General features: G+C 61.6%; 13 protein-coding genes. 3 read left to right on the forward strand and 10 right to left on the reverse strand.

Annotated features, from left to right (window positions below; translation table 11 throughout):
* Positions 1 to 157 precede the first annotated feature (157 nt).
* A complete protein-coding gene (ileS, locus tag AO692_RS16045; RefSeq protein WP_054311044.1) occupies positions 158 to 3,094 on the reverse strand; it encodes an isoleucine--tRNA ligase in 2,937 nt (978 codons plus the stop codon).
* A gap of 433 nt (positions 3,095 to 3,527) precedes the next feature.
* Positions 3,528 to 4,337 carry a MipA/OmpV family protein gene (locus AO692_RS16050; protein WP_054311045.1) on the reverse strand — a complete coding sequence of 270 codons (810 nt, stop codon included), beginning with the start codon at positions 4,335 to 4,337 and terminating at the stop codon, positions 3,528 to 3,530.
* 171 nt (positions 4,338 to 4,508) lie between these two features.
* Here AO692_RS16050 and AO692_RS16055 point away from each other — a divergent pair, with 171 nt between their 5' ends.
* A complete protein-coding gene (locus AO692_RS16055; RefSeq protein ID WP_054311225.1) occupies positions 4,509 to 5,072 on the forward strand; it encodes an HdeD family acid-resistance protein in 564 nt (187 codons plus the stop codon).
* A 202-nt stretch (positions 5,073 to 5,274) separates the two neighbouring features.
* Here the strand turns inward: AO692_RS16055 and AO692_RS16060 are convergent, their stop codons facing one another.
* Both AO692_RS16060 and AO692_RS16065 read right to left on the reverse strand, forming a co-directional pair.
* Positions 5,275 to 6,258 (reverse strand): bifunctional riboflavin kinase/FAD synthetase, encoded by a 984-nt coding sequence (locus AO692_RS16060; protein ID WP_054311046.1) that lies wholly within the window; start codon positions 6,256 to 6,258, stop codon positions 5,275 to 5,277.
* Between the two features lie 10 nt (positions 6,259 to 6,268).
* A complete protein-coding gene (locus tag AO692_RS16065; protein ID WP_054311047.1) occupies positions 6,269 to 7,129 on the reverse strand; it encodes a TIGR01459 family HAD-type hydrolase in 861 nt (286 codons plus the stop codon).
* Positions 7,130 to 7,382: 253 nt separating this feature from the next.
* On the opposite strand from AO692_RS16065, the gene AO692_RS16070 reads away from it, so the two are divergent.
* A complete protein-coding gene (locus AO692_RS16070; RefSeq protein WP_054311048.1) occupies positions 7,383 to 8,015 on the forward strand; it encodes a LysE family translocator in 633 nt (210 codons plus the stop codon).
* A gap of 23 nt (positions 8,016 to 8,038) precedes the next feature.
* Here the strand turns inward: AO692_RS16070 and AO692_RS16075 are convergent, their stop codons facing one another.
* Complete coding sequence (locus AO692_RS16075) at positions 8,039 to 8,857, reverse strand: DUF2189 domain-containing protein (RefSeq protein WP_054311049.1); 819 nt, start codon at positions 8,855 to 8,857, stop codon at positions 8,039 to 8,041.
* Between the two features lie 313 nt (positions 8,858 to 9,170).
* On the opposite strand from AO692_RS16075, the gene AO692_RS16080 reads away from it, so the two are divergent.
* Positions 9,171 to 9,575: a CAP domain-containing protein gene (locus AO692_RS16080; RefSeq protein ID WP_244483379.1), complete on the forward strand. Its 405-nt coding sequence runs from the start codon at positions 9,171 to 9,173 to the stop codon at positions 9,573 to 9,575.
* An 87-nt stretch (positions 9,576 to 9,662) separates the two neighbouring features.
* Here the strand turns inward: AO692_RS16080 and AO692_RS16085 are convergent, their stop codons facing one another.
* From AO692_RS16085 to AO692_RS16105, 5 genes are all read right to left on the reverse strand, one after another.
* Complete coding sequence (locus tag AO692_RS16085; RefSeq protein ID WP_054311226.1) at positions 9,663 to 11,195, reverse strand: DHA2 family efflux MFS transporter permease subunit; 1,533 nt, start codon at positions 11,193 to 11,195, stop codon at positions 9,663 to 9,665.
* Positions 11,196 to 11,466: 271 nt separating this feature from the next.
* Positions 11,467 to 12,648, reverse strand: coding sequence for an HlyD family secretion protein (locus AO692_RS16090; RefSeq protein WP_054311051.1), 1,182 nt, complete (start codon positions 12,646 to 12,648; stop codon positions 11,467 to 11,469).
* Positions 12,645 to 13,082, reverse strand: a complete 438-nt coding sequence (locus tag AO692_RS16095) for a MarR family transcriptional regulator (protein WP_348271460.1) — start codon at positions 13,080 to 13,082, stop codon at positions 12,645 to 12,647. The genes AO692_RS16090 and AO692_RS16095 overlap by 4 nt, the downstream gene beginning before the upstream one ends.
* A 272-nt stretch (positions 13,083 to 13,354) precedes the next feature.
* Positions 13,355 to 13,879, reverse strand: a complete 525-nt coding sequence (locus AO692_RS16100) for an OsmC family protein (protein ID WP_054311053.1) — start codon at positions 13,877 to 13,879, stop codon at positions 13,355 to 13,357.
* A 180-nt stretch (positions 13,880 to 14,059) separates the two neighbouring features.
* Entirely contained in the window at positions 14,060 to 14,995 is a 936-nt protein-coding gene (locus AO692_RS16105; RefSeq protein ID WP_054311054.1) for a bifunctional helix-turn-helix transcriptional regulator/GNAT family N-acetyltransferase, read from the reverse strand.
* Between the last annotated feature and the right edge of the window lie 25 nt (positions 14,996 to 15,020).

The raw sequence follows: 15,020 nt of genomic DNA on the forward strand, positions 1-15,020 counted from the left end.
GGTGGCCCGGAAATGAAACATCATGCGCTCATTCAACGGGAATCCGGCGATAGTTTGTCATTGTTCTTCGTCGGAATGTGGGGTCTTTACCTCAACACCCGGTTAAGGGCAACGCCGGCCACCACACTGGCGCCGGCGCTGCATAAGCTGAAAAGACCTAGAGACGGCCGAACGCCTGCAGTTCATGCAAGGCTGCCGCATCGCGCGCCGAGACGTCCGGATAGGCTGCATCCAAGCCGACATCGGCGGTGTAGCGCCACGAGCGCGCGCATTTGACGAGGCCGCGATCTTCCGCCTTCGCGATGACGACGGCGACACCGGGAACTTCGCGCAGCGCAAAGGCATCCGCAGGTGCCGCATCATGCGAGATGACGAGGTCCGAGGTGATGCTGATCTCGGCGAGATCGATCCCGGCAAGCGCTGCTTCCAGGCTGGCATCGTTGAGGTAAACGATCGGCACCGCCTCGAGCGAAGAGCCGATGGTCTTCTTGGCGCGCTCGAGTTCCAGAGCACCGGTAACAACGCTGCGGACCTGGCGCACCTTGCGCCATTTCTCCGCCAGCGCATCATTGCGCCAAGCGGAAGGCACAATTGGCATCTGTTCGAGATGCAGCGATTCGGCCTGCGGGTTGCGATCCAGCCAGGCCTCTTCCGTGGTGAACGGCAAAAGCGGCGCCAGCCACTTCACCAGGCAGTCGAACAGATGGCGCACCACCTGCACGGACGCCTTGCGCTTCACGCTGGAAGGCGCGTCGCAGTAGAGCGCATCCTTGCGGATGTCGAAATAGAAAGCCGACAGTTCGACGACCATGAAATCGAGCAGCGCACGCGTGATACGCTTGAACTCGAAGGCATCGAAGCCCGAACGCACCAGCTCGTCGAGCTCGGCCAGTCGGTGCAGCATCAGCCGCTCCAGCTCAGGCATTTCGGCGAGCGCCACTTCGGCACCATCGTCATGGGCCAGCGTTCCCAGCATCCAGCGGATGGTGTTGCGCAGCTTGCGGTAGGCGTCGATGTTGGTCTGCAGGATGGTCTTGCCGAGCCGCTGGTCTTCCCAATAGTCGGTCGTTGCCACCCACAGTCGCAGGATATCCGCGCCCGACTGTTTGATGACGTCTTGCGGCACCACGGTGTTGCCGAGCGACTTCGACATCTTGCGGCCTTCCTCATCCATGGTGAAGCCATGGGTAACGACCGCGTCATAGGGTGCCCTGCCCCTGGTGCCGCAGCTTTCCAGCAACGAGGAATGGAACCAGCCGCGATGCTGGTCGGACCCTTCGAGATAGACATCGGCCGGCCATTTCAGATCGGGACGATCCTCCAGCGTGAAAGTGTGGGTCGAGCCGGAATCGAACCAGACGTCGAGGATGTCCATGACCTGCGTCCACGGCTCGTTGGCACGCGACCCCAGGAAACGCTCGCGCGCGCCCTCGGCGAACCAGGCATCCGCCCCTTCCTTTTCGAAGGCATCGACGATGCGGGCGTTGACCGCCTCGTCCTTCAGCACATTGCCGTCGACGTCGGCGAAGACGGCGATCGGCACGCCCCAGGCACGCTGGCGCGACAGCACCCAGTCGGGGCGCTCCTCGATCATCGAGCGCAGGCGCGTCTGGCCGGCAGCCGGCACGAAGCGCGTGGCGTCGATCGCGGCGAGCGCACGGTTGCGCAACGTGGTGCCGTCGCCGAGTTCCTTGTCCATATAGACGAACCACTGCGGCGTGTTGCGAAAGATGATCGGCTTCTTCGAACGCCACGAGTGCGGATACTGGTGCTTCAGCCGCCCGCGTGCGAACAGCGCATTCACCGCGATCAGCGCCTCGATGACGGCCTTGTTGGCATCGCCCTTCTTGCCGTTGTCGTCGATGACGCGTGCAGCGCCGCCCTCGCGATCCGGACCGAAACCCGGCGCGTCCTTGGTGTAGAAGCCTGCATCGTCGACCGGAAACGGGATCGCAACGTCGATGCCTTGCTTGCGCAGTTCCGGCGCCGCATCCATCCAGGCCTCGAAGTCTTCGCGGCCGTGGCTGGGCGCAGTGTGCACGAACCCGGTACCGGCATCGTCGGTGACATGGTCGCCGGCGACCATCGGCACGACGAAGTCGTAGCCGCCACCGAGGCCCTTCAGGGGATGAGAAACTGTAAAGCTACCAAGCTCTTCCGCTGAGACGTTGCGAAGACGCTTCATGGTCACCTTCGCCTTTGCAGACGAATCCTCGGCAAGCGCGTCGGCAAAGATGAGCCTCTCACCCGGTTGCGGACCAAAGTCGTTCTCAGCCGCCGTAACTTCGTAGAGACCGTAGGTAACGCGCGGCGAATAGGCGACCGCGCGGTTGCCGGGGATCGTCCAGGGCGTGGTTGTCCAGATGACGACATGTGCCCCGGCAAACTCGCCGGCCGCACCGTTGACCGGGAACTTCACCCAGATCGTGTCGCTCTCATAGTCCTGGTATTCGATCTCGGCTTCGGCCAGTGCGGTGCGTTCCACAACCGACCACATCACCGGCTTGGAGCCACGATAGAGCTGGTCGCTCGTCGCGAATTTCAGCAGTTCGCCGGCGATGCGGGCTTCCGCATGGTAGGCCATGGTCGTGTACGGGTTTTTGAAATCGCCGACGACACCGAGGCGCTGGAACTCGTCGCCCTGCACCTTGATCCACTTTTCCGCATAAGCGCGACATTCCTGGCGGAATGCCACCATGGCTGCGGGCTGCGTGAGATCCGGCTTGGACTTGCCTTTCGAACGGTAGTTCTCTTCCTCGATCTTCCACTCGATCGGCAGGCCGTGGCAGTCCCAGCCCGGCACGTAATTGGAATCGAAACCGCGCATCTGGAACGAGCGGACGATGATGTCCTTCAGGATCTTGTTCAGCGCATGCCCGATATGGATGTTGCCGTTGGCATAGGGTGGGCCATCATGCAGGACATATTTTGGACGGCCAGCGGCGGTTTCGCGCAGGCGTTTGTAGAGGTCCATATCCTGCCAGCGCTTGACCAGCACCGGTTCTTTTTCCGGCAAGCCGGCGCGCATAGGGAATTCCGTCTGCGGCAAATAAAGGGTTTTCGAATAGTCGAGGGTTTCAGCTTTGTCGTTCATCGATCTGCCATATGCGTTGCCCGGCGGCGCGAGCCTCGGGCGTTGAACTAAAGCAATTCCAGGAAAAGTGTGTAGCGGTTTTCCGTCCGGAGTTGCGTAAACATGTTCTGGAAAAAGCGCGAGAGCCCGCGCAAAAGTCCCGGCGGCTCCGACGACCTCAGGCCGTCCGGAACACCGGGCCACTAATTCGTATCGCGATGCCGCGAAGGCGCGAGAAAGCTGTCATGGCCGCGCTTTTAGCGGATAAGCCGGCAGGAATAAAGCGCTTCCCTACAGCAAGTGTCACGACGTTTGCCGATGCGGCGCAATTCGGGCCGGGACGAGCCGAAAAATCGGGGGCAAGAACCGGAGCGGAGCGTACGTCCAAGTACGTGAGTACCGGAAGCGCAGAAAGCCGTTATCTGCTGGCCGTCCTCGCCCGAACGGCGTGCGTCTAGAGCTTGAAGTCGAAGCGATAGCTGGTCGAAATGCCGAAGGTGAACTGGTCTTTCGAGCCGTTCTGCCTGACCAGGCTGGAATCGGCAGCTGGACCGGTCAGACGGCTGTACTCGCCGAACAAGCTGGCCGTGATAGGATCGGTCACTTTCCAGGTAACGGCACCGCCGACGCCGACCGATTTCAGGCCACCACCCGGCTTGTATTCGGCAAGGCCGGTGGCTGCGGATTCGGCGGCGTTGACGCCGTAATAGGCATCGAAGTAGCTGGCCGAAGCAAAGGACATGCGCGGACCGCCGGAAATACGCACTTCGGGTGTAACGTCATAGAACGCATCGGCAGCGAAATCCGCGACGACGCCGTGATGCGCGCGGAATCCTTGCCGGACCTCGCCACGCACACGCAGCCAATCCAGTGGATAGAATTCGGCGAACCCGCCGACTTCCCCGCCCCACCGCACCGGGTCCAGCCCCTCCAGCCCTTGCGTATCGCTGTCGCGCCGTAGCAGGAGCTTGCCGTTCAGGCCGGCGCGGAAATTGCCGTTGTCGTAGAGGCCGAGCGAAATATTGTCGTTGCGCGAGGAAAAGCGCGTGTCGCCACCGGCCTTGCCAAGAGAGATGATCGGCTCGGCGCCAAGCAGATATTTCTTGCCGCCTTCGAAGTTCGGGGCGACCAGTCCGGTGACACCGACCTCAAGATACCAGTCGCCGCGTATCCAGCCGAAGAAATCACCTTCGGCACGCGCACCGGCCGGCGCAAAGAGAACAGCAGCGGCAATCGCCACCGGAAGGGACTTTGCAGGACTCATCACAACACCATGCACAACTCACCGTTGAATTGTCTATGAGGGCAGCTTGGTAAAATTTGATTTAAATCCCCGATTTTCAAACACATTCGGTTTCGGCTCCGTCACTGGACGTCATATTGGCACGGCGTTATCGTCCCCCTTGTGACAGGCGCAACCTTGGAGAGGATGGCCATGACCCTGCCCACGGACGAACTGAAGAATGTAATCGGCGAGGCCCGTTCCAAATGGGGATGGTTCGTGGCGCTCGGCGTCTTGCTGCTGATCTTTGGTGGCATCGCTTTCGGCAATCTGTTCATCGCCACGGTCGCCTCGGTCTACTTCGTGGGCTGGCTGATGTTGATGGCCGGCGCCATCGAAATCATCCATGCCTTCGGCGTGAAGACCTGGGGGCGCTTTTTCTACTGGCTGCTCAGCGGCCTGCTCTATGCGGTGGCCGGCTTCTTCGCCTTCTACAATCCACTGCTCGCCTCGACGGTGTTCACTCTGCTGCTGGCCATTGCGCTGGTGGCCGCAGGCCTGATCCGCGCTTCGATCGGCTACCAGCACCGTGCTGAGAAGGGCTCTGGCTGGATCATCGCTGGCGGCGTCATCACTGCGCTCGCGGGCCTGCTGATCGCCCTGCAATGGCCAGTCAACAGCCTGTGGGTGCTAGGCCTGTTCCTGGCCATTGACCTGGTTTTTCAAGGCTGGACCTACATTGCCTTCGGTCTGGGTTTGAAGAACAGCCGGGCCTGACGCATCGGCCCGAAAATCGGAATCGATTTTCGGAAAGCACGATGCGCAGCTCAAAAGTGTTAGAGCGTCCTTTGCGCGTCCGAAAGGACGCGCGGCGCTCTAATGCATCGGCCCGAAAATCGGAATCGATTTTCGGAAAGCACGATGCGCAGCTCAAAAGTGTTAGAGCGTCCTTTGCGCGTCCGAAAGGACGCGCGGCGCTCTAGAACGCGATCTTCGCGTCGAGGGCGGACAGCGGCCTGATACCGGCCAAAAGCGCCCTCGCCTCTGCCTCGTCACGCTTCATCTGGACAATGAGCGGATCGAGACCTTCGAACTTCACCTCGCCGCGCAGGTAGGCGAAAAACGAAACCTCGCAGGTTTCCCCGTAGAGACTGTCCGAGAAATCGAACAGGAAGGTTTCGAGCAGCGGCGCGCCATTGTCGTCTACCGTCGGGCGGCGGCCGAAACTTGCCACGCCGTCATGGATCGAACCATTCTGCCGGCGGAAACGGACGGCATAAATGCCTTCCTTCAAAGTTGTTTGCGGCGAAAGCTTCATGTTCGCCGTCGGGAAGCCGAGCGTGCGGCCGAGCTGCTGCCCGCCGATCACCTCGCTTTCGACCGTGAAGCGGTAGCCGAGCAGGCCAGCCGCTTCTTCCGGATTGCCTTCTGTGAGCAGCGTGCGGACGCGGCTGGAGGAGATGACCTCGGTGCCCTCGTCACAGAAAGCTTCGACCCGCACGACGCCGAAGCCATGGCGCTTGCCGGCCTCGGCGAGAAAAGCGGGGCCACCCTGCCGATCCTTGCCGAAATGGAAGTCGAAGCCGGTAACGACACAGGAAATGCCGAGATCGCGTTCCAGGATGTCAGTGATGAAGGACTCCGCCGAACGTTGCGAGAATTCGTGCGTGAATTCCTGCTCGATCACCGCATCGAAACCGAAATCGGACAGAAGCCTGGCTTTCACCGGCGGCGGCGTCAGCACGAAGAGCGGTACATCCGGTCGAAAGACGGTCCGCGGATGTGGTTCGAAGGTTAACACCAGCGCTGGCACGCCGCGCTGACGCGCCTCGTCGAGCGCCCGCTCCAGCACAGCCTGATGGCCACGATGCACGCCGTCAAAATTGCCGATCGCCACCACGCCGCCGCGCAGCTTCGACGGCAGCACTGTGTCGCCCGGAATGCGCTCGAACGGCTTGTCCATACCGGCTTCCTTATTTCAGCCGGGGCATGACGGCAACCGGCCGGTAGCCGTGCTTTTCGAGGAAGGCTGCGAGCCTTGCCGGGTCGGGCTGCAGCGGATCGCCATAATCCCGGGCATGAATGCCGCCGGAAATGTAGAGCACGTCGAAACCGTTGTCGGCGCCCCCCTTCACATCCGTCATCATGCCGTCGCCGATGGTGAGTGCGCGGCTGCGGGGGATGTCGCGGCCAAGCACTTCCGCCGCTGCCTTCATCGCCGCCGCATAAATCGGTGCGTGCGGCTTGCCTGCGATCAGTGTGCGGCCACCAAGCTGCGCGTAGTCGCGGGCAAGCGCGCCGGCGCACCAGATCAATCTTTCGCCGCGTTCAACGATAATGTCGGGGTTTGCGCAGATGAACGGCAGATTGCGGGCACGCAGCCTGGTGAGCATCTCTGCATAATCTTCAGGCGTCTCGGCCTCGTCGTCGAACAGGCCGGTACAGACGACGACCTGCGCCTCGAACTCTTCAGAGATTTCCACATCCAGCCCATCATAGATGTTCATGTCGCGGTCGGGGCCGAGATGGAACACCTTGCGGGGTCCATCCGCGATCAGGTCGCGCGTGACGTCGCCGGAGCTGACAATACGGTCGAAGCTGCCATCCGGCACGCCGATCAGATGCATCTGCGCAATCACATCGGCGCTGCGGCGCGGCGAATTGGTGATCAGCACGACAGCAATGCCGGCCTTGCGCGCTTCAGCCAATGCAGCGGCGGCGGCCGGAAAATGCGTCTCGCCATTGTGAACCACACCCCAGACGTCGCACAGAAGCACATCATAACGGCCCGACACGGCGGTCAATGTCTCGATCGTCTCAAAAAGGTCCGTCATGGCATCCCAGGGAAAAGACTGCGGTTGGGTTCTCCGGCCGTTGGCGCTTGAAGTTCCAAACACTGCCAGGACGGCCCCGGATTAGCCGAAGCCTTCCCGCCTGTCACCAGCTTTTGCCCGAACCGGGCAGTGGCCATAAGGAGGAGCCTGAGCTGGCGCAATCAACCGACGGGACACGCCCTTGCGGAACACACGGCAAAGGTGCAGTTTCCGCCAACGCCACCGGGTTGGCGCTTTTCTCTGGGGGACAGCCGTGCCCGATACAGCCAATCATATCGCTTTTGCGTTGATCTGCCTCGGCATGGTGCTGACGCCTGGCCCGAATATGATCTACCTGATCTCGCGCTCACTTTCTCAGGGGCCAAAGGCCGGGTTGATCTCGCTCGGCGGCGTCGCCATTGGCTTCCTGTTCTATGTATTCTCCGCTGCTTTCGGCATCACCGCGCTGCTGCTTGCCGTGCCTTATGCCTACGACGCCTTGCGGCTGGCCGGTGCTCTCTACCTCCTCTATCTCGCCTGGCAGGCACTGAGGCCCGGCGGACGCTCGCCTTTCCAGGTGCGCGAACTGCCACGCGACCGGCCGCGCAAGCTGTTCATGATGGGGTTGATGACCAACCTTTTGAACCCGAAGGTCGCAGTGCTCTATCTGTCGCTGCTGCCGCAGTTCATCGACCCGGAAAAAGGCCAGGTGTTGTCGCAGCTTCTGGTGCTGGGCGTAACTCAGATCACGATCAGCCTATCGGTCAACGCCATCATTGCCATCACAGCCGGCTCGATCGCGGTGTTCCTGGCTGGGCGTCCGTTATGGATGCTTGTCCAACGCTGGCTGATGGGAACGGTGCTGGCTGCGCTGGCTGTTCGGATGGCGACCGAAAGCCAGCGCTGATTTTTCCAACTCGAATCCGTTAGCTACATGGGCCGCCGGTCGGCTCTGGGCTCCGGCTCCACCACCTTGCGGTAGAGGTGCCAGGTGGCATGGCCAAGGATCGGCATGACGATGGCAAGGCCGGCAAAGAGCGGGATCGAGCCGATCACCAGAAGCACGGCCACGATCAGGCCCCATGCCAGCATCGGCACCGGGTTCATGACAACCGCGCGCACCGAGGTATCGATGGCCGAGACCACGCCGACATCGCGGTCGAGCAGCAGCGGGAAAGCAATGACCGTCGTGGCCAGCACCACCAGCGCGAAAAGGAAGCCGATGGCATTGCCCCATAGGATCAACCCCAAACCCTGCCCGGTGGTCAGCACGTCCCGCACGAAGGTTCCCATCGAGGCCGGCGGCTGCTCGCCGAAATAAGCCGTGTAGATGGATTGCGCGGTGAACAGCCAGAGCAGGAAGACCGCCATCAGCATGATGCCGATGACCGCGATCGACGGCAGTGCCGGTGAATAGCGCACATCCAGAGCGCGCTTCCAGGAGGTATCCATGCCGCGTTCAAGCCGCCGCGACATCTCATAAAGGCCGATCGCCGCGAACGGGCCGACCAGCGCAAAGCCGGTCATCAGCGGATAGACGAGCTGGATGGCGTTCGAGCCGGACGACCATTGCGTCAGGATCAGGCCGACGATCGGATAGATCAGGCCGAGAAAGACATAATGCGACGGCTTGGCCCAGAAATCCTCGGCGCCGCGCTTCAATGCATCGAAAAGATCCGAGATGGTGATACGACGCACTGTCGGCATTTCGAGCCCGTGCGCGCCAGCCATGACGTGAAAACCGGCCATTACCTTCCTCCCGTGGGGTTGGAGGGCGGTCATCGCCTGGTCAAGAAGACCCAGATGGCCACCCGTGGCTGCCACTCAATGAACGTTTGGAGACTAGCAGTTTTCTGCCAAATTGTCGCACCCCCGCCATCACAGATTGTTGAGCCACAACACACTCTGCCCGCTAAAAGCCATGATCACTCTTATGGGAAGCTGAATGCCGTCCTTATCCGACCTTTCGCCGTCCGTTACTTCCGCTCCCCAGCTCCACCGCCGTGCCTTCTTCGCGCTCGCCGGTGGCGGGGTGCTCGTTGCGCTCGCAGGCTGCGGCACTATGCGGACAACCGGTGAAGGCGGTGGCGCATCATCGGCTGCTTCCGGACTGGTTGGGAAGATCCGCTCCAGCGCAGGCTTGTCGGCCATGACGGCGGACTCGCAGCTGGAACGCGCAGCCCTTCAGCAAGCGCGCTACATGGCTGGCGCCGGGCGCATGGAACATACAACCGGCTGGGGCAAGGATTTCTCCTCGCGCGTGTCCGACAACGGCATCGAAGGGGCGGCCGCTGAGAACATCGCGCAAGGCCGCATGGATCTCACCCGCCTGTTCGACATGTGGATGAATTCGCCGCCGCACCGCCGCAACATGCTCGATCCGCGATTCACACGCTTCGGCCTTGCCTACGTCACGGACGGCAAGCGGCCGGATTGGCGCTATTGGGCGCTGGTGATGGGGAAATGACGAGCGAATGGTGATTAGAGAGTAGCGAATAGTGGTTAGAGCGCAAAACTCGCCCCACTCACTATTCGCTACTCTCCATCTCGCTACTCACTCCATATGCACCGCCGGCGCGCCGCCCGCCGGCGCCTGCTTCGGCGATCTCAGCAGCAGAAGCAGCGGGATGGCGCATGCCGTGACGATCGCCATCAGCTTGAAGTCGGAGACGTAGGAGATCATCTGCGCCTGGATGTTGACGAGGCCGTCGACCTGAGAGAGCGCGGTACGGTCGCCCAGCGCGGCCGAAGGATTGGCGAGCCACAGGTTCGGGTTGAACGGATTGATGAACGCCGACAGTTCGATGTGGTTGATCTGCGTATTCTGCGTCAGTACCGCCGTGAAAGCCGAGATGCCGATCGACGAACCGATGTTGCGCACCAGCGTGAACAGCGATGTCGCGTCCGGCAGGTTGCCCGGATTGAGCGTCGAAAACGCCATGGTGGAGATCGGTACGAACACCAGACCGAGCCCCAGGCCCTGAACGATGCCAGACGTCACGATCGGCCAGGCGTCCATCTGCGGCGTGAAGGCGGACATCATGTAGAATGAATAGGCGGTGAGCAGCATGCCGACAAAGATCAGCTTCTTTGGGTCGATCATCTTCATCAGCCGGCCGACCGCCAGCATCGAGATCATCGTGCCGACCCCGCGTGGCGCCATGACCATGCCCGTAGTCACCGTCGGATAACCGAAGATGGCCGACAGCATCGGCGGCAGCAGTGCCATGCCGGCAAGCAGGATCACGCCGATGATGAAGATGAACACCAGCGAAGCCGCGAAATTGCGGTCGAGGAAGATCTTGGCGTCGATGAATGGCCGCTCTGCGGTGACTGTATGGACGATGAACACCCAGAACCCGATCAACGCGAGGCCCGTCTCGATCCAGATTTCGGTCGAAGAGAACCAGTCGGCGTCGGGGCCGCGATCAAGCATCAGTTGCAGCGCGCCAACGCCGAGCGACAGCATAGCGAAGCCGAAGAAATCGAAACCGCGCAGGCGCTTCGGAATGCTGGGCAGGAAGGCAGCCATGCCGAGGAAGGCTACGATGCCGACCGGAAGGTTGATCAGGAACACCCAGCGCCAGTTATAACTGTCGGTCAGCCAGCCACCCAAAGTCGGCCCAACCACTGGGCCCACCATGATGCCGGCGCCCCAGATCGCCATCGCCTGCCCGCGCCGTTCCTTGGGATTGATATCCATCAGGAAGAGCTGCGACAGTGGCACGATGGACGCGCCGAATACGCCTTGCATGAGGCGGAACAGCACCATCGTCTCCAGGCTCCAGGCGAGTCCGCACAAAAGCGAAAAGGCGACAAAGCCGACGACCGAGCCAAGGAAGAGCTCCTTGCGTCCGAACTTGTCCGATAGCCAGCCGGTCATCGGCGTGACGATGGCCGCGGCGACGATATAGGAGGTCAGTACCCAGTTGATGGTATCGGGCGAAGCGCCGAGATCGCCCGACATGGAAGGCAGCGCGACATTGGCGATTGTGGTGTCGAGCACCTGCATCACCGTCGCGGCCATGATGGCAACGGTGGCCAGCCCGCGGTTCGGGACTTCGCGAAAGCTTTGATCTGCGCTCATGGCAATATCGTCCAATACGGAATGATCGGCCGTCTTGTTGGCTTTCCGGGCGGCAGGCGACCCAATTCGGGAAGATACCAGCCGTTTGGGGGTTCAACGGTCGGCGCCCACATCTCGGCGCCTGCCGCCCGGAAACTCTTTGCGGGTCGTGAAGGGAGGTGGTTCGGCTGAACGGCGCGTTTGCACCGTCTCAACCGACATCACCCGCCAGGCGAGCCCGCCGGCAACTGATCTGCTTCGTCAAATCGCACTCCGGCTCAACGGAGCCGGCTTATTTGGCCTCGCCCGCAAAGGCGTTGCCGAACAGGCCGCCGAAACCTCGCGAAACGCCGGTGTCCACGGTGACGGAAGCGCTCATGCCGGCGCGCAGAGCCAAGTCGGCATCCGCATTGTCGAGCTGCAGCCGCACCGGAATGCGCTGTGTGACCTTGACCCAGTTGCCGGTGGCGTTCTGGGCCGGCAGCAATGAGAACTGCGCACCCGTGCCGGCACCGATTGCCTCGACAGTCGCCTCGAAGGTCTTGTCCGGATAGGTATCGAGCACGACCTCGGCCTTCTGGCCCGGTTTCATGCGCGTCAGCTGCGTTTCCTTGAAGTTGGCATCGATCCATGTGTCGCCGGTCTCGACCAGCGCGAACAGCGGCGTGCCGACGCTGACATACTGGCCGACACGGAAGGACGCGGCCTTATAGGCGACACCATCGTCGGGCGCTCTCACGGTCGCCTGAGAAAGATCGAACGCGGCTTTGTCGCGCGCGGCAAGCGCCGCCAACACGGTTGGATGCTGGTCGGTGACGATGTCGGGATTGCCATCAAGAGCAGCCTTGGCGCTATCGATGCCCTGCACGGCGACGGAGAGGTCCTGCTTGGCCTTGTCGAGGTCATTGCGGGTCTGATCGAGCGTGGATTGCGGGTTGATGCCCTTCTTCACCAGGTCAACGGCACGGTCATACTGCGACTGCGCATAGGTGACTTCGCTCGAAGCCGACAGTTCCTTGGCCTGGGCCTGCCTGTAGGCGGAGCGCAACTGCTCGACACCAAGCCGCGCATTGGCGACGGCGGCATCGGCCTGCGCCAGAGCGATCTTGTAAGGCTCGGGATCCACGGCGAACAGGACGTCCCCCTTCTTCACCGGCTTGTTGTCGGCAACGTTCACTTCGACGATGCGGCCGGGAACATTGGCCGCGATCGAAAGTGTCGCCTGCTGCAGATTGGCGTTTTCGGTCTCTTCGTAACGGCCGCCGGTCACATAATAATAGCCGCCGGCAGCTACGAGGATGAGCGGCACAGAAACCATCAGGATAAAGCGCAAGCCGCGCGACTTTTTCTTCTGCGGAACCGCCAGCGTCTCTACGGGAGGCGGCGTTGCAACGGCCGGTTGGGTAGCTGGCGTCGGCTGCTCCATCTCGAGCTTGGCGGCGTCTTTCTCATCGATCTTGGACACAGCGTTCATTGGTGTGCACTTTCTAAGGTCTTGGCGTCGGTGCCGTCTTCAACGCCCTGGGAGGACGTTATGTTGCTGTTCAAGTTCTCGATGACCCTCTCGAGCCCCTGCATGATTATCTTCTGGTCGGCCTTCGATATGCCGGCGAACGCCTCTTCGGTAACCTCGCCGACAAAGCTCTTCACATAGACGAAGGCTTCCCGCCCCAGATCGGTCAGAAAGATCGCGCGCACGCGGCGATCGTTGACGTCGGTCCGGCGTTCGACCCAGCCGCCCTGCTCCATGCGATCGAGCATGCGAGAAACACTGATCGGCTCGATTTCCAGAAACTCGGCGATACGGGCCTGGGTTGTGCCTTCTTCCTTCGCGACCCAGAACAGCAGCCGCCACTGAGCGGCAGAAAGGTGCGTATCGATCGCCATCTGCTCCAGCCGCTTGCGCAACAGCCGGCCCACCGTGTGGACCAGGAAGCCAAGTGTATGTTCCGTGTTCGAAGTCATGAGCGCGATATATAATGAGCATGCTTACTATTCAAGCGGATCACCAAAGACGTGATCGGGCAAATTTGCATGACAGCCATGCGCAGGCACGCGAGCATCCTGACAGGGACGCATGCGCGCGAGGGCATGACAAAGGGCCGAACCTGACGGTTCGACCCTGACAAAGTTTCAAACTGGACTAAGGCCGGGTGGTTCGCTGGCTGAGTTTAGGCGCTCTATTCCGCCGCCACCTGCCGCACCCTTGTGGTGAGCTGAAGCTCGACAGGTGTCGGGTTGCGCAGGATGTCGAGCACCGGGCAATGCCGGTCGACAGTTTCCTTGAGCCGGGCGATATCGACCGCTGGCGCCGGGCTGTCGATGAAAACTTCGGCATTGATGCGTTGATAGCCCGGTCGAACCTGCGGGTCGACGTTGAAGAAGCCGCGCAGGTCGATGTCCCCGCTCAACTGCACCGATACGTTTTTGAGCGGGATGCCGAGCGCGTCGGCATAAAGTCGATATGTGATCTCCTGGCATGACCCGAGCGCCGCCAGAATATATTCGACGGGGTTCGGCGCCGTATCCTGGCCGGCGAGCGCCGGCGGCTCGTCGACGCCAACGCTGAACTGACGGATCGCCACGTTCGAGCGGAACCCGTCGGCGAGCTGTGAACGTGCCTGGAAGGTCACGGTCGCTTGACTGGCATCGGCGCCGAGAGCGCTTTGCGTGTTGTCGAAAACATCCTTGAAACGGAAAGTCATCGCGATCCTCGCCTCCGCGCGATTGCATCGAATGTTTGGAGTGTCGCGCGTCGGTTCGGTCAGGAAAAGCAAAGCGATGCCCTGCGCATGGCAGGCGCAGGCACAGTCGTGCGCTCGGCACCGCGAGAACGGAACAATGTTGCAATCCGCCACGGCCGCGCTGTCTAAGCGCAAACGGACCTAGAGTTCGAGGTTCCAGATCTGGCCGACGAGTTCCTTGCCGAAGGAGGTGTGGCGCTCCTCCTTTGCCAGCTTGAAACCCGCAGCCTGGTAGATGCGCCGTGCCGCAACAAGAATGTCGTTGGTCCACAGGGTGAGCGTCTTGTAGCCACGCGAACGGGCGAAGGCGATGCATTCGTCTGTCAATCGCTTCCCGATGCCAAGTCCCCGCGCCGACGGCTCGACATAAAGCAGCCTGAGCTTCGCCACTTCGTCGGATTGGTGCACGGCGAAGATCGAACCCACGACCTCGCCATTGCGCTCCGCGACCCAGGCGCGCTCTTTCTTCGCATCGTACGATCTGACGAAATTGACGAGGATTTCGGCGACCAGCGCCTCGTAGGTTTCGTCCCAGCCATATTCCTGGGCGTAGAGCAGGCCTTGCCGGTGCGTGATCCAGCCGACATCGCCAGTCTGCAGCGGCCGCAAGATATAGGGCACCTTGGGCTCGCCTCCCTCGCCCAGCAGCCGCATGATCGTCATCATCGCCGTCACCAGCGTTTCACAGCGTTCGGCTGGCAGCCGGTCGAGCATGGTTCCAACCTCGCGATTGGAGGCTTCGTCCAGGCCCACAAATGTTTGCCTGCCCGCCTCGGTCAGCGCGATCGCCGACTGCCTGGCATCGTCGGCCTGCGCCTGGCGTTGCACCAGCCCGCGCTCCTCGAACTTCTTCAGCATGCGGCTGAGATAGCCGGCATCGAGCCCGAGCTCGCGCCCGAGTTCGGCGGCGCTCTGGCCGTCGCGCTGGGCAAGATCAAACAGGACCCGTGCTTCGCTCAATGAAAACGGGCTTTTCAGCAGCACCTCCTCCAGCAAGCCGATCTGGCGCGTATAAAAGCGGTTGAAGGCGCGTACGCAGGCAACCTGCTCGTCGCTGGGGCTGGAAAAGGCGGACATGGGAACCTCGACGGGGAGTGCATTA

This window comes from Mesorhizobium sp. 1M-11 (genome assembly GCF_001303895.1).
In the GTDB taxonomy this organism is placed as follows: Bacteria; Pseudomonadota; Alphaproteobacteria; order Rhizobiales; family Rhizobiaceae; genus Mesorhizobium.

What these genes read in the sequence shown, in the direction of transcription:
- ileS (WP_054311044.1), bottom strand. Translation starts at nt 3,094, where the DNA reads ATGAACGACAAAGCTGAAACCCTCGACTATTCGAAAACCCTTTATTTG.
- AO692_RS16050 (WP_054311045.1), bottom strand. Translation starts at nt 4,337, where the DNA reads ATGAGTCCTGCAAAGTCCCTTCCGGTGGCGATTGCCGCTGCTGTTCTC.
- AO692_RS16055 (WP_054311225.1), top strand. Translation starts at nt 4,509, where the DNA reads ATGACCCTGCCCACGGACGAACTGAAGAATGTAATCGGCGAGGCCCGT.
- AO692_RS16060 (WP_054311046.1), bottom strand. Translation starts at nt 6,258, where the DNA reads ATGGACAAGCCGTTCGAGCGCATTCCGGGCGACACAGTGCTGCCGTCG.
- AO692_RS16065 (WP_054311047.1), bottom strand. Translation starts at nt 7,129, where the DNA reads ATGACGGACCTTTTTGAGACGATCGAGACATTGACCGCCGTGTCGGGC.
- AO692_RS16075 (WP_054311049.1), bottom strand. Translation starts at nt 8,857, where the DNA reads ATGGCCGGTTTTCACGTCATGGCTGGCGCGCACGGGCTCGAAATGCCG.
- AO692_RS16080 (WP_244483379.1), top strand. Translation starts at nt 9,171, where the DNA reads ATGCGGACAACCGGTGAAGGCGGTGGCGCATCATCGGCTGCTTCCGGA.
- AO692_RS16085 (WP_054311226.1), bottom strand. Translation starts at nt 11,195, where the DNA reads ATGAGCGCAGATCAAAGCTTTCGCGAAGTCCCGAACCGCGGGCTGGCC.
- AO692_RS16090 (WP_054311051.1), bottom strand. Translation starts at nt 12,648, where the DNA reads ATGAACGCTGTGTCCAAGATCGATGAGAAAGACGCCGCCAAGCTCGAG.
- AO692_RS16100 (WP_054311053.1), bottom strand. Translation starts at nt 13,879, where the DNA reads ATGACTTTCCGTTTCAAGGATGTTTTCGACAACACGCAAAGCGCTCTC.
- AO692_RS16105 (WP_054311054.1), bottom strand. Translation starts at nt 14,995, where the DNA reads ATGTCCGCCTTTTCCAGCCCCAGCGACGAGCAGGTTGCCTGCGTACGC.